This window comes from Mesorhizobium sp. M0862, assembly GCF_040319795.1.
Taxonomy (GTDB): domain Bacteria; phylum Pseudomonadota; class Alphaproteobacteria; order Rhizobiales; family Rhizobiaceae; genus Mesorhizobium.
The window spans coordinates 1-13389 of sequence record NZ_JAMYOJ010000008.1; the positions used below are offsets into that span (position 1 = coordinate 1).

The 13389-nt window shown below is 62.0% G+C and carries 15 protein-coding genes; 5 read left to right on the forward strand and 10 right to left on the reverse strand.

Annotated elements, in window-relative coordinates:
- Positions 1 to 292: 292 nt before the first annotated feature.
- On the forward strand, positions 293 to 1441 hold the full coding sequence (locus NKI15_RS13970) for a glycoside hydrolase family 19 protein (RefSeq protein WP_352515184.1): 1149 nt from the start codon (positions 293 to 295) through the stop codon (positions 1439 to 1441).
- Positions 1442 to 1550: 109 nt separating this feature from the next.
- Positions 1551 to 1673: a hypothetical protein gene (locus NKI15_RS13975; RefSeq protein ID WP_023682563.1), complete on the forward strand. Its 123-nt coding sequence runs from the start codon at positions 1551 to 1553 to the stop codon at positions 1671 to 1673.
- Between the two features lie 81 nt (positions 1674 to 1754).
- Here the strand turns inward: NKI15_RS13975 and NKI15_RS13980 are convergent, their stop codons facing one another.
- From NKI15_RS13980 to NKI15_RS14005, 6 genes are all read right to left on the reverse strand, one after another.
- Complete coding sequence (locus NKI15_RS13980; RefSeq protein ID WP_023668909.1) at positions 1755 to 2120, reverse strand: PRC-barrel domain-containing protein; 366 nt, start codon at positions 2118 to 2120, stop codon at positions 1755 to 1757.
- Between the two features lie 84 nt (positions 2121 to 2204).
- The gene (locus NKI15_RS13985) at positions 2205 to 2408 is read right to left on the reverse strand and encodes a dodecin family protein (protein ID WP_023668908.1); all 204 of its coding nucleotides are present in this window, start codon (positions 2406 to 2408) and stop codon (positions 2205 to 2207) included.
- Between the two features lie 101 nt (positions 2409 to 2509).
- Positions 2510 to 3388, reverse strand: a complete 879-nt coding sequence (kdsA, locus tag NKI15_RS13990; RefSeq protein WP_352515186.1) for a 3-deoxy-8-phosphooctulonate synthase — start codon at positions 3386 to 3388, stop codon at positions 2510 to 2512.
- On the reverse strand, positions 3385 to 4257 hold the full coding sequence (locus NKI15_RS13995; RefSeq protein ID WP_352515187.1) for a VOC family protein: 873 nt from the start codon (positions 4255 to 4257) through the stop codon (positions 3385 to 3387). The genes kdsA and NKI15_RS13995 overlap by 4 nt, the downstream gene beginning before the upstream one ends.
- Before the next feature lie 55 nt (positions 4258 to 4312).
- On the reverse strand, positions 4313 to 4603 hold the full coding sequence (locus tag NKI15_RS14000) for a Dabb family protein (RefSeq protein WP_352515188.1): 291 nt from the start codon (positions 4601 to 4603) through the stop codon (positions 4313 to 4315).
- Between the two features lie 114 nt (positions 4604 to 4717).
- A complete protein-coding gene (locus NKI15_RS14005; protein ID WP_023688440.1) occupies positions 4718 to 4852 on the reverse strand; it encodes a hypothetical protein in 135 nt (44 codons plus the stop codon).
- 259 nt (positions 4853 to 5111) lie between these two features.
- On the opposite strand from NKI15_RS14005, the gene NKI15_RS14010 reads away from it, so the two are divergent.
- Positions 5112 to 6362 carry an SAM-dependent methyltransferase gene (locus NKI15_RS14010; protein WP_023743028.1) on the forward strand — a complete coding sequence of 417 codons (1251 nt, stop codon included), beginning with the start codon at positions 5112 to 5114 and terminating at the stop codon, positions 6360 to 6362.
- A gap of 60 nt (positions 6363 to 6422) precedes the next feature.
- Here NKI15_RS14010 and NKI15_RS14015 read toward each other — a convergent pair whose 3' ends face one another.
- Together NKI15_RS14015 and NKI15_RS14020 are read right to left on the reverse strand one after the other, a co-directional pair.
- Positions 6423 to 8402 carry a bifunctional 2',3'-cyclic-nucleotide 2'-phosphodiesterase/3'-nucleotidase gene (locus NKI15_RS14015; protein WP_023743029.1) on the reverse strand — a complete coding sequence of 660 codons (1980 nt, stop codon included), beginning with the start codon at positions 8400 to 8402 and terminating at the stop codon, positions 6423 to 6425.
- 141 nt (positions 8403 to 8543) lie between these two features.
- Positions 8544 to 9809: an NAD(P)/FAD-dependent oxidoreductase gene (locus NKI15_RS14020; RefSeq protein ID WP_352515189.1), complete on the reverse strand. Its 1266-nt coding sequence runs from the start codon at positions 9807 to 9809 to the stop codon at positions 8544 to 8546.
- 181 nt (positions 9810 to 9990) lie between these two features.
- Here NKI15_RS14020 and NKI15_RS14025 point away from each other — a divergent pair, with 181 nt between their 5' ends.
- Positions 9991 to 10656 carry a 5-formyltetrahydrofolate cyclo-ligase gene (locus NKI15_RS14025; RefSeq protein ID WP_023706536.1) on the forward strand — a complete coding sequence of 222 codons (666 nt, stop codon included), beginning with the start codon at positions 9991 to 9993 and terminating at the stop codon, positions 10654 to 10656.
- Here the strand turns inward: NKI15_RS14025 and NKI15_RS14030 are convergent.
- Positions 10653 to 11126: an Lrp/AsnC family transcriptional regulator gene (locus NKI15_RS14030; RefSeq protein WP_023668897.1), complete on the reverse strand. Its 474-nt coding sequence runs from the start codon at positions 11124 to 11126 to the stop codon at positions 10653 to 10655. The two genes, NKI15_RS14025 and NKI15_RS14030, sit on opposite strands and share 4 nt — an antisense overlap.
- Positions 11127 to 11281: 155 nt before the next feature.
- Here NKI15_RS14030 and ald point away from each other — a divergent pair, with 155 nt between their 5' ends.
- Positions 11282 to 12397 (forward strand): alanine dehydrogenase, encoded by a 1116-nt coding sequence (gene ald, locus NKI15_RS14035; RefSeq protein ID WP_023709343.1) that lies wholly within the window; start codon positions 11282 to 11284, stop codon positions 12395 to 12397.
- A 416-nt stretch (positions 12398 to 12813) separates the two neighbouring features.
- Here ald and NKI15_RS14040 read toward each other — a convergent pair whose 3' ends face one another.
- Positions 12814 to 13254: a DUF1203 domain-containing protein gene (locus tag NKI15_RS14040; protein ID WP_352515191.1), complete on the reverse strand. Its 441-nt coding sequence runs from the start codon at positions 13252 to 13254 to the stop codon at positions 12814 to 12816.
- Positions 13255 to 13389: the final 135 nt, after the last annotated feature.

Below are 13389 nucleotides of genomic sequence, written 5' to 3' on the forward strand. Positions count from 1 at the left end.
ATACATCAACATGGACGACCTGCGCGAGCACAAGAAGCTCGCTCTGCGCCAAGCCGCATGACCAGCATCATGGCCGCCCCATTTTGCAGAACTTGACGCACACAACCGTCTGGCGCGGCATGGGGTGGGTGCCCCGCCCCTGCGGCAATGCCTTTGTCACGAAACCAGGCGGCACACAAACTCCACCCGATTTAGTCGCCAAGTCGAGCATACGAGGGGCACCAGACGCAGGACAGTTGGTACCTATAAAGTCTTTCACAACGGCACGGCAGTAACGGGTCTATCGGGGTTCGTGTGTGAATCTCGCGGCCCAGGCGACAATTCCAAAGAAGACAATGGCAGGCGCATCGAGCCCGGCACCTATCCACTGGCGACGCAGGCCGGAGGCAAATATGTGACCATCGGCTACACTGGCGGCAAGACGCCACCCAAACCTGGACTCGAACTGCTGAAGACCAACAAGCGCACCGAAATCCTGATCCATCCGGGCGTCAATTTCCTGTCCAGCGTCGGGTGCATCAATCCGACGAAGAAGGTGAGCGGTCCGCTTTCCGACATGGATTTCACGGAGAGCCGGACACGCGTAATCGCCCTCATCGACGATCTGAAAACCTTTGCCGGCGGTGGCTTCCCGAAAAGCAACGGCAAGCGAATTCCCAATGCTTCGGTGGTCGTCGAAGGCGAACCGGTGCTCTCGACCGAGAGTGTCGAGAGCGTGCTCGAAGCCGTTGCGGGCGATCCGAACAAGGGTTTGCCAGCAGCGGTCTTCCAGAAATTCGCGCCGAGACCGGCAAGCGGTTCCAAGCGAACAATCTATGACGGTTACATCGGCGCCTTTACCTCCGACAAAGGCCTCAAGACACTTGGCGATCATGGCGTGTGCAACAACTATGATCGGCTGATGCATTTCTTCGCTCAAGCGGCGATGGAAACCGGTGGCTTCACCCTCATTCGCGAATCCCTGACCTACACGACCGTGGCGGTAATCCGGAACGCATGGAGGTCGCGAGCCGCGGGCAAGACCGATCAGTGGATCGAGGACAACCTGCTGCGCAAGCCGCAAGCCCTGGGCGACTGGGCCTATGGCAGCCGCATGGGCAATGTGAAAGGAACGTTGGACGGCTTCAATTTCCGCGGCGGCGGCACGTTCCAGACCACCGGGCGCGACGCGTACACGGCCAAGGGCAAGCTCGCCAACGTTGACCTCGCCAATCATCCTGAACTGATCGAGGATCCGCAGACTTCGCTGCTCGCAGCTTGCGCCGAATGGAAAGGGTCAGGCTGCAATGCCTTTGCCGATGCCGGCCTGATCAAAAAGATCTCGCGCGCGATCAACGTCGGCAACGCCAATTCAACCACGCCGGCCAATGGCGAAGCGGATCGGATCGCCTGGCACGAAAAGATTTTCAAGGCGGTGAAGAATGCCGGACTCCTCGGCTGAGCATGCCTCGGATCACGTTCGACAACACCACGTCATCATAATTCAGAGATAACAATCTCTGTGTCGACTAGGATGGTGATGCGCGGGGCGAAACAGGAGGAGTTTCGCCATGTCCGAGTTGAGCGGTATCGTGAGTTTGTTCCTGATCGCGGCGGCGTTCCTGACGTCCTGCGATACGCAGCAGCCGCCAAGGGCGGCGACGCAGCTGTCCACGCTTCATGCAGCAGAATAATTTAGAAACTGTCGGGTTGCACTGAAAAGGCCCCCGTTTCGGAATTCGGGGCCTTTTCACGTCAGGCGTCAGCGCAGCTGATCAATGCCAATACGGCGTGACCTTGTAGTAATCATAGGAAGCATCACGCGCGGCCTCGCCATCGGCGCCGGCCAGTTCATTGATCGAATAGGCGGGTGCTGCCTTCAGCTGCTCCTTCGAGAACGGCACGACATAGCCGCCCTTGTCCTCGTCATAGTCGAGGCTCGCCCACGGAATGGCGTGATACTTCTCGCCAATGCCGAGAAATCCACCGAACCCGATCACCGCGAACATGATGCCGTTCGACGTCTTGTCGAGCATGATGTCCTCGATGCTGCCGATGCTCGTGCCCTCGGTGTTGTAGACCGACGTGCCGATGACGCGCGAAGCGGCGATGGCTTCGGTGTGGCCTGTTTGGGTGGTCATGGCTGATGCTCCTCATGTCGTTGATCTATACTTTGACAATGAGGTGCGCGGGCGAAAGTTCCCGTTTTTTCGAGCGGCGGGCGGTTACTCCGCGAGGATGAACGTCACCTTCATGTTGACGCGATAGGCCGCGATCCTGCCGTCCTCGACGACGATCTTCTGGTCCTGGATCCAGGCGCCTTCGACGTTCTTCAGGGTCTTTGAGGCGCGCTCAATCCCCTTCTCGATGGCGTCCTGAAAGCTCTTTTTCGACGACGACGTGATTTCGGTGACCCGGGCGACGGACATGGCTTCCTCCTGCCAAGACGCTCATTTGCAGCAGCGAGCCTACAGCCGGCTTATGCCTTCCACAAGCAGGGCACCGCGCGCGAGCGCCGTAGCCGAAACCATCAGCCTCGGTTCAGGTCAACAGCATTCTTGGCGATGCGGTCGAATGCCATCAGTCTTTCGAGCAGCGCCGGCATGTCCTTCAGCGGCAGCATGTTCGGCCCGTCGGAGGAGGTCGAATTGTCGGGATCCTGGTGGGTCTCTATGAACACGCCGGCGACGCCGACGGCAACGGCAGCCCGCGCCAGCGTCTCGACAAAGCGGCGCTCGCCACCGGAGGAACCGCCCTGCCCGCCCGGCTGCTGCACCGAATGGGTGGCGTCGAAAATCACCGGCGCGCCGATCTCGGCCATCACAGGCAAAGCCCGCATGTCCGACACCAGCGTGTTGTAGCCGAAAGACGCGCCGCGCTCGGTGGTCAGCACATTGAGGTTGCCCGAACCGGTGATCTTGGCCACCACGTTCTTCATATCCCAAGGCGCCAGGAACTGCCCCTTCTTGACGTTGATCACCTTGCCGGTCTTGGCGGCGGCGACCAGCATGTCGGTCTGGCGCGACAAGAAGGCCGGAATCTGCAGCACATCGACATGGGGTGCGACGATCGCGCACTGCTCCTCGGTGTGGACATCGGTCAGAATGGGAACCGAAAATTCCTTGCGCAACTCGTCGAACACCGGAAGCGCCGCGTCCATGCCGGCGCCGCGCGTTGCCGACAGCGAGGTGCGGTTGGCCTTGTCGTAGCTGGTCTTGTAGACGAGGCCGATGCCGAGCTTGCCGGTCAGTTCCTTCAGCGCGCCGGCCATGTCGAAAGCGTGCTGGCGCGATTCGAACTGGCACGGGCCGGCGATCAACGCCAAGGGCCCGCTATTGTCTAAGACGACGTTGCCGACGGTTACCGATGAATTCGGCGCCAGCGAATTGGGTCCTTGCGGCTTGCTCATGGGGTCTCCCGGAAGATAAAAGCCGCGCCCTGCCCGGATGCCGGCTGCACGACGATTTCGTTGCCCGCTATATCGTGCCCGACGGCGTTTTCTGCAAGCAGCCTAGCCGTGACACCGACGCTACCGACTGAAAAGACGATCGCGGCGAAGCGAAGGTCCGTCGGCGCACCGGCCGGAATGTCGAAGCGCGCGGTGAAAGCCGCAGGATCCAGAACGGTCAGACGCGCATTCGGCAGATCGAAGACCGCACCGCTCTGCTGCTCCGGGCCAACCACTGTCGAGATCAGGCTGATCTGTGTGGAAGGCGCGTCGCTGACCGCGACGATTTCGGCAATGCCGGTCACGCCGTTGGCATGGGCCTGCAGTGCCGTACGGTCGATTTGAGGGGCGTTGATCCGCTCGCAAGCGAACAGAAAGGCGTCCGTCGTCTCGGCGCCGGCGGCGAAAGCCAGTTTGAACGACACCATGTCGCTCTTTCCGGCCGTGTCGGTGAAGTCGCGGGAAAAGCTCAGCACGTCCCCCGCCGACAGACCGGCCGAGACATAGCGCGCATGATCCGCATCGGCATCATCTGTGGCCAGCACCACGGCGGAAAAGCCCTCATCGCCCAGGCTGGCGCGATAGAGCCGGTCGCGCGCGACAAAGACATTGCCGCCGGCGATCGCACTCGCTGCCACCTGTTCATTCCCAACCGCTAGCGGTTCGAGATAGGTGCCGTCGGCAAGGAAGACGCAGCAATTTTCGGTGCCAAAGGGATGAACGCCGGTTGGCGCGACGATGAAGCCAAGCGATGTCAGCCGCGCCCGCGCCACGGCGAGGCTCGCCGTCGGCAGCACCAGATGGTCAAGCGGATGGGTCGTGCTGGTCATGCCGGCGCGGTGTGCATCATTCCCGAAATCGGTTCAAGGCCTCTTGCCGGCCCGATCAGGCCGTCGCCACGACATCGGCCGAATAGCGCAATTCGCGCAATGGTTTGACCCGACTGGTCGTCTCGGCATAGAGCGGGTGCGCCTTGTAGGCGGCAAGCGCGGCATCATCCTCGAACTCGGCATAGACGACCACGTCGATCGCATCCGACAGCGGATCGACCTTGGTGTTGAGCGTCACCTCGAAGAGGCTTGAATGCGGGATCTTGCCCAGCGCGAGCAAGCCCGTGCGCACGGCCTCGACATCGTCCTTGCGCCGCGCGCTGAAGAAAACGATATGCCGGATCACGCCTGCCTCCACGTTCGATTTGCGGCATGTTTTGTGTGAGCGGGACCGTCGCGTCAACCGCCACGATGTCGCGCCCGGCAATGCCGGCAGGCGACTTTGCAGAGGCGCAAAAAGCTAGGCTTTGCCGGTGACGTAGCGCACGACGCGCGACATTTCCCTGACCGTCGTGTCGAGATAGCGGCCCTGATTGTAGAGGCCGTCCCAGATCAGGAAAAAGGCGATGGCGACGATGACGATGACATAACGCATGGCTGAAACTAACGTATGTGGCTGTTCGTAACCATAGCGATTTCGCCGAGGGCCGCGCTCTCCCGCAGATTCTGGCCTCAGGCCGGCAAGCTGGGCCAGCGCCGCGCGAAGCTTGCCTCTTGAAGTTTCGGCCAATGCCATGGAAGATTGTGGCGAAAATTCACGCAGGCAGCGGCATTCGCGCCTGGCGAATGAAAAGTGGAGGATGTGGGGGCCGGCAGATCTTGCGCCGCCCCGCGGAAGTCCAGGGGGGTGTGAGATGGCTGTCAGGGAATACAAAGGCATCGGCGACGCCATCAGGCTGGACGAACTCAATTTCGCCGAGATGGTCAAGGGCCTGCCGGCCAAGGCGCGCATGGTGCTGTCGGCGGCGATGAAATTGCCGCGCGGTTCGCTGAAGGTGAGGATGCCGGATGGCCGGGCGGTGCTTGTCGGCGGCAATGGACCCGGGCCGGATGCCGAACTGGTGTTGAAGAACTGGCGCCTGCCCGGCCGTGCCTTTTCCGGCGGCACCATCGGCGTTGCCGAATCCTACATGGACGGCGACTGGGAAAGCCCTGATGTAACCAGCTTCCTCGAATTGTTCGTCGTCAACTCGGCCGTTGGCGAACGCATTGCCGGCGGCGCCAGCTGGCTCATCAACACGGTCCAGCGCATCCGCCACTGGTTCAACGAAAACACCCGCACAGGCTCGAAGCGCAACATCTCGGCGCATTACGATCTCGGCAACGCCTTCTACAAGCAATGGCTCGATCCCAGCATGACCTATTCGTCGGCGCTCTATGCGACCGGCGCCAACGACCTGGAAAGCGCTCAGGCCGCCAAATACCGCGCGCTGGCCAAGGATACGGGTATCGGCAAGAAGGACCATGTGCTCGAGATCGGCTGCGGCTGGGGCGGTTTTGCCGAATTTGCCGCGCGCGAGATCGGCTGCCGCGTCACCGGCCTGACCATCAGCCGCGAACAGCACGATTTCGCCAAGGCGCGCATCCAGAAGGCGGGACTGTCTGACAAGGTCGACATCAAGCTGCAGGATTACCGAGACGAAACGGGCACTTACGACCGCATCGCCTCGATCGAGATGTTCGAGGCGGTCGGCGAAAAATATTGGCCGGTATTTTTCGGCAAGATGAAGGCATGCCTGAGGCCCGGCGGCACCGCCGGCTTGCAGATCATCACCATCAACGAGGCCGCCTACGACACCTATCGGGCGCGGCCGGATTTCATCCAGCGCTATGTCTTCCCAGGCGGCATGCTGCCGACGCCGTCGATCCTGAAGACGCTGGGCAGCGACCATGGCCTTGCCCATCTGCGCGAGCGCGTCTTTCCGGACGACTATGCCCGCACGCTTGCCGAATGGCGCAACCGCTTCTGGGCGTCGTGGGAAAAGATCGTCCCGCTCGGCTTCGACGACCGCTTCAAGAAGCTTTGGGAATTTTATCTCCACTATTGCGAAGCCGGCTTTAGAGCCAGCTACATCGACGTGCGCCAGGTGGTCTACAAAGCCTGATCCGAAGCGTGATTGAGCGGGCGTATGCCCGCTTGTTTTCCCTGTTAGCTGCACGTTGCCTCAAAGCAGGATGCGATACTTCGCAAACCCGGATTCGCCCTCGCCGGCCGGCTCGATCTTGAGCGATTTCACCCCAGATATGAAATCCTTCGCTTTGGGGCCGGTCTCGAACACGACGCTGGTGCCGGGCAGCGGCGTGAACGACCAATTGTCGTCGGCCGAGGGGTTGATCGTGCCTTCGCTGACGACGTAGCGCACGATCACGTCGCGGTTGGTGTCCGGCGCCTCGTAGATGATCTTCGAGGCATTGATGTCGGGGAAATTGCCGCCACCGCCGGCGCGGTAATTGTTGGTGGCGACGACGAATTTCGCTGCCGGATCAATAGGCTTGCCGTCGAAGCTGAGGCCGACGATGCGGTTCGAGCCGGCATTGGCGACGCCACCCTTGGCATCGTATTTTGGCGGCTGCGACAGGTCTATTCCGTAGCTGACGCCATCGATCACATCGAAATTGTAGGACGGGAATTCGGTGTCGATGAGCGCCTGGTCGGCCTTGCCCGGCTCGATCTTCCTGAAAATGCCGGCCGACATTTCCAGCCATTCCTTCACTTGCGCGCCGGTGATTTCGACGGCGCGCACCGTGTTCGGATAGAGATAGAGGTCGGCGACGTTCTTGATGGCGATGTCGCCCACCGGCACGTCGGTATAGTAGTCGGCGCCGTTGCGCCCGCCGGCCTTGAAGGGTGCTGCCGCCGACAGCAGCGGCACATCCTTCCACTGCGTGCTTTTTAATATGTCCTTGAGGTACCAGCTCTGCGCCTGGTTGACGATCTGCACCGACGGATCGTCGGCGACCAGCGCGAAATAGGAATAGAGCGGCGCCGAGGTCTTGCCGACCGGTCGGCGGACATAGGCAAGTGTCGCCTCATGGTCCGCCTTCAGCGCATCGACGACGCGCTGGTCGTCCGCCACCGTCGGCTTGTTTGCCTTGTCGACGCGCTCGTAGATCGGCCTTGCCTCAGATGTGGCCGAGGCTACGCGCCATTTCGATCCGTCCCGTTCCAGAAGCAGATCGATCAGTCCCATATGCGAGCCCCAGAAACCGCCCATCACGGCGGGCTTGCCCTGCAGCGTGCCTTTCTCGGTGTCGACGCCTTCGAGCGCCTGAAAATCCTTCTTGCCGGGGAAGACCAAATGCTGATGGCCGGTGAACACCGCATCGATGCCTTCGACGCCGGCGACGAAGAAGGAGGCGTTCTCCATGCCGTCGCCCTGCTTGATATCGATGCCGGAATGCGAGAGCGCGATGACGATGTCGGCGCCCTCCTCCTTGATCTGCGGCACCCATGCCCTGGCCGCCTCGACGATGTCGCGCGTCCTGACATTGCCTTCCAGGTTCTTCAGGTCCCAGACCATGATCTGCGGCGGCACGAAGCCGATGATGCCGATCTTGATCGGCTGCTCGACGCCCGACCCGTCCTTGATCTTCTTGTCGAGGATGACATAGGGCTTGAGGTAGAGCTTGTCGTCGCGCGGGTTGGCGGCAAGCTCGGTGCCGCGGATCAGATTGGCGCAGACGAAGGGGAAATTGGCTCCGCCCAGCACCTTGTCGAGGAACGACAGGCCGTAATTGAACTCGTGATTGCCGAGCGTCGAGCATTCATAGCCCAGCAGGTTCATGCCCTTCATGATCGGATGCAGATCGCCTTCCTTGAGGCCCTTCTCATAGGCGATGTAATCGCCCATCGGATTGCCCTGCAAAAGATCGCCATTGTCGATCAGCATCGCATTGGTGGCTTCCTTGCGCACCGCCGCGATCAGTGAGGCCGTCCGCGACAGGCCCATCGTGTCGTTGGCTTTGTCTGCGTAGTAGTCGTAAGGCAGCACATTCACATGGATGTCGGTGGTCTCCATGATCCTCAGATGCGCCTGATTGGCCTGCGCGCGGGCGGAAAACGGATGGAGCATGATCAGCGCCCCGCTGGCGGCCGTACCGGCAAGAAAACTACGGCGGGAGACGGGGTAATTGAGATGCGGCATTGGTTTTCCTTCCCAGCGACGTGACAAGATCCCAGCCCCGAGCGGAAGCTTCGCGCCGAAAACCGGCCATGTCCATCGGGAAGTCAGTCGATCAGCTAAAGGTGACGGCTGGATGAATATCCTTGGCCGCGGTTGAGAACCTCAGCCCTTGTTATCATCGCCCTGGGTGATCAGCCGCGCGCTGCGCTGGCCGGTGAAATAGATCCATAGCCAGCTAAGCGACACCGAGAGCCGGTTGCGAAAACCGATCAGGAAGTAGATATGCGCCACGCCCCACAGCCACCAGGCAAGCCATCCCGTGAGCTTGATCGAGCCGAAATCGATCGCGGCTGCCCACTTGCCGATCGTCGCCAGGTCGCCGGCATGTTTGTAGCGGAAAGGGCGCGGCGCGCTATCGCCGGCCAGCCGCGCCCTGATCGTCGCGGCAACATGCTTGCCCTCCTGCTTGGCCGAGGGCGCCACGCCGGGCACCGGTTTGCCGTCCGGCCGCAAGACATGCGCGGTGTCTCCGATGACGAAGATTTCAGGACTGTTCGGCACGGTCAGATCGGGCTCGACCATTGCCCTGCCCGCCCGGTCCACCGGCGCGCCCAGCCACTCTCCCGCGGGTGAAGCCGCCACGCCGGCGGCCCACAGGATGGTTCGCGCCGGCAGATGCGTATCGCCAAAGACGACGCCTTCGGCATCGAGGCGCGTGACGGCGCGGCCAAGCTCGACCGTGACGCCCCGCCGCTCCAGCGCCTTGCGCGCATAGTCGGACAGCTTTGGCGCGAAATTGGCTAGGATCCTGTCTCCGGCCTCGACCAGCACCACACGCGCCTCACGCGTGTCGATGTTGCGGAATTCGCCGCGCAGCGTTTCATGCGCGAGTTCGACAATGGTGCCGGCAAGCTCCACGCCGGTCGGGCCGCCGCCGACGATGACCAGTGTCAGCAGTGCCTGGCGCTTGGCCGGATCGGTCTCGCGCTCGGCCTGCTCGAAGGCGAGCAGGATGCGCCGCCGAATGGTGGTTGCGTCTTCAAGCGTCTTCAGCCCGGGCGCGAAAGGCTCCCATTCGTCGTGGCCGAAATAAGCATGACGCGCGCCGGTGGCGAGCACCAGCGTGTCGTAGGGAACAGAACTGCCGTCCTCAAGCAGCACGCGTTTGCCTGGACGGTCGACGCCGGTGACGTTGCCGAGCAGGGTCGTCACGTCCTCGCGCTTGCGCAGCAGATGACGGATCGGCCAGGCAACTTCCGAGGTCGCCAGCGAGGTGGTCGCCACCTGGTAAAGCAGCGGCTGGAAAAGGTGATGGTTGCGCTTGTCGATCATGGTGATGCGCACGGGTGCGCCGGCCAGCGCCCGGGTGAGTTCGAGACCGCCGAACCCTGCGCCGACGACAACGACATGATGGCTGGTTTCACTCATCGCATTCACCCCTGTTTGTCTCTCTTTATCTAGTGATTTTTGTGCACCGCAACAATGTCGCGGCGCGCTAGACTGCCGCGCGTAAGGCTGCCCAGGACTCGTCGCCGGATGTCGCGAATGCCTATGTCGGCAAGCCTGGACGGGTATAGCCTTGCAGGGGCTGGAACCACGGGAGTGAAGCATGGCCAACGACGATGACAAAGATCGCAAAGGGCGGGCGCAATATTCTTCGCCGCCTTGCTTCATGCACGAACTCGATCCGGAATTTCGCGCGCCATTGACCGACTGGACCGATGTGCGCCGTTGGCGCAAGGCCGAGCGCGAGCGTCTGATCGCGGCACGGTTGGCGGTTTCCGCCGATGCGCGGGTGGCGATGTCGCGGGCTATCGCCGAAGGGCTCGACGCGACCATCGGCGACATTGCCGGCCGCATGGTCAGCCTCTATTGGCCGTTTCGCGGCGAGCCGGACCTGCGGCCGTGGATGGCGTCGATCAACGAACGCGGCGGCCGCACGGCGCTGCCCATCGTGATCGAGAAGGGCCAGCCGCTGATCTTCCGCGCTTATGTGCCTGGCGACCGGCTGGAAAAAGGCGTCTGGAACATCCCTATCCCCGCCGAAGGCGACCCGGTGCTGCCCGACATCGTCATCTCGCCGATCGTCGGCATCGACCCGCGAAACTACCGCCTGGGCTATGGCGGTGGCTTCTTCGACCGCACGCTGGCTGCCATGCCGTTCAAGCCATTGGTCATCGGAGTCGGCTACGAACTGCAGCGCATAGCCACCATCTACCCGCAGCCGCACGACATCCCAATGGATAGGCTGGTGACCGAGACTGCTCAGGGCTAGGCCAGTTCCGGCTTCATGCCCATCGCCGTGCGATCGACGATCTCGCGCAGGGCAAACGACGAATTGATCTTGGTCACGTGCGGCATCGCCGACAGCCATTCCTTGTGGATGCGCTCATAGTCGACCAGGTCCTTGGCGGCGATGCGCAGGATATAGTCATATTCGCCCGACATCAGGTGGCAGGACAGCACATTGGGGCAGCGCTTGATCGCCGCCTCGAAATCCGACAGCGTCTTTTCGAATTGTCCCGACAGCGATATGTGCACGATCGCCGTCATCTGGTGGCCGAGCGCTGCATTCGAAAGCCGGGCGTGATAGCCGCGGATGGTGCCGGATTTCTCCAGATTGTCGAGCCGGCGCGAACAGGCCGACTGCGACAGGCCGACCCTTTCGGCGAGCGCCGCATTGGGTATGCGGCCATCCTTCTGCAGTGCCTCGAGAATGGCGATATCGATCCTGTCGAGCGGCATTTCTCGTGATTCCTGCGAAATTTCCTTGATTTCGCGCAACGATTATCGAAACGCGTGACCCCGCGCAAGCGCATTCGCAAACACCTGCGCAACGATTCGTGGTTCACTCGGTTGATACAGGGAACGAGCCCGAAGGGCCGGATCAGGAGAAGACTATGCGCGTCGGTTGCCCCAAGGAAATCAAGAACCACGAATACCGCGTCGGCCTGACGCCGGGCTCCGTCCGCGAATATGTCGCGCATGGCCATGAAGTGCTGGTCGAAAGCGGCGCTGGCGCCGGCATCGGCGCCGATGACAATGCCTACCGCGCCGCCGGCGCCACCATCGCCAGGACCGCCGCCGACGTGTTCGCCAAGTCGGACATGATCGTCAAGGTCAAGGAGCCGCAGCCCAACGAATGGGCGCAGCTGCGCGACGGCCAGATCCTCTACACCTATCTGCACCTGGCCCCGGATCCGGAGCAGACCAAGGGCCTGCTCGCGTCCGGCGTCACCGCAATCGCCTATGAGACCGTAACCGACGACCGCGGCGGCCTGCCGCTCTTGGCGCCGATGTCGGAAGTTGCCGGCCGCCTGTCGATCCAAGCCGGCGCGACCGCGCTGCAGAAGGCCAATGGTGGCCGCGGCGTGCTGCTCGGCGGCGTGCCCGGCGTACTGCCCGGCAAGGTCACCGTGCTCGGCGGCGGCGTCGTCGGCCTGCATGCAGCCCGCATGGCGGTCGGCCTCGGCGCCGACGTCACCATCATCGACCGCTCGATCCCGCGCCTGCGCCAGCTGGACGACCTCTTTACCGGCCGCGTCCACACCCGCTACTCCACAGTCGAGGCGCTTGAGGAAGAATGCTTCTCGGCCGACATCGTCGTCGGCGCCGTGCTCATCCCGGGTGCTGCTGCACCCAAGCTGGTGACTCGCGAAATGCTGTCGGGCATGAAGAAGGGCTCGGTGCTGGTCGACGTCGCCATCGACCAGGGCGGCTGTTTCGAGACCTCGCACGCCACCACCCACGCCGAGCCGACCTATGAGGTCGATGGCGTGATCCACTACTGCGTCGCCAACATGCCGGGCGCCGTGCCGGTGACCTCGGCCCACGCGCTCAACAACGCGACGCTGCATTATGGTCTGCAGCTGGCCGATAAGGGCCTGAAGGCGCTGGTCGACGACCACCATTTGCGCAACGGCGTCAATGTCCACAGGGGCAAGATCACCAATCGCGCCGTCGCCGAAGCACTCGGCTATGAGCTGGTCGAACCGAAAGTGGTTCTGGCTGCCTGACCCCACCTAAATCCTGATCTCACCTAAATTGGGAAGACTTGCTCCCGTCAGCCCGCCGGCTCATCCCGGTGGGTTTTTTCTTGCGGGCAAAACGCCGGCAACAAAAAAGCGGAGCCAAAGCCCCGCTTCCTCGATATCGAGATCCCCGCCGGTTCATCCGCGGTCGGCAATCCATCGACACTCACCTTTTAACGTATGAATGCGACGGCAGTACGACAGTTCGCCGCCAGTCGGCGCGCCACCGTGTGCCGGCGATAGTCGCGGGCGCTGTGTGAAGCGTTTCACATCAGCCATCCGAAAAACCTGCACAGACAGGGGTGCCAACTTGACGGATCGAGCCGTCACACGGTTCCCAACTGCCCGCCAGACCAACGGCGGGCATTTTTTTGTCAGGCACGTTCGATTCGGCACTGATATCAATTGTTGCGTGCCGAGCGGACATGGACGTAGGCGATATCGTCGCGTTCGAGCAGGGTTTCGGCCCGCGCCGTGATTGCTGAGGTCAGGATGACGCCGCCACTGCCGTAGACGATGCGATTATCCCCGTCATAGCCACGCACGATGTAGTCGGGGCTTTCGAGCACCTCTGGCAGCTGCTCGGTCTCGGGGGCGCGTTCGCATTCTTCCGCATGCAGGAAGATCGGACCAGTTTCAGCGTAAGGCTGCAGATCCGGGAATGGGCGATAGGCCAGAACGAGATAGACGTCGCCCGCGGCGATGTTCTTCAGACAGTGCCGGCAAGGGATGCCGTCGCCGTCGGAAATCTTTCGCTCGGGCGTGTGGCCGTAGGCATCCGGGCCTCCAAACTGCAAGGCTCTGACCTCCTGGGTTGGCAGGGCTTTGAACTGAATGGTCATGGCAGAAATCTCCGGTGTCGTTGACCAGAAATCATGCATCCAAGCCGATGCTTCCCACCCGATTCCTGCCAAGTATCGAAGCGTCAATTGGGTATCATCAGCCGGTGCTATCGAAATCTCGATGAATCTGCGATG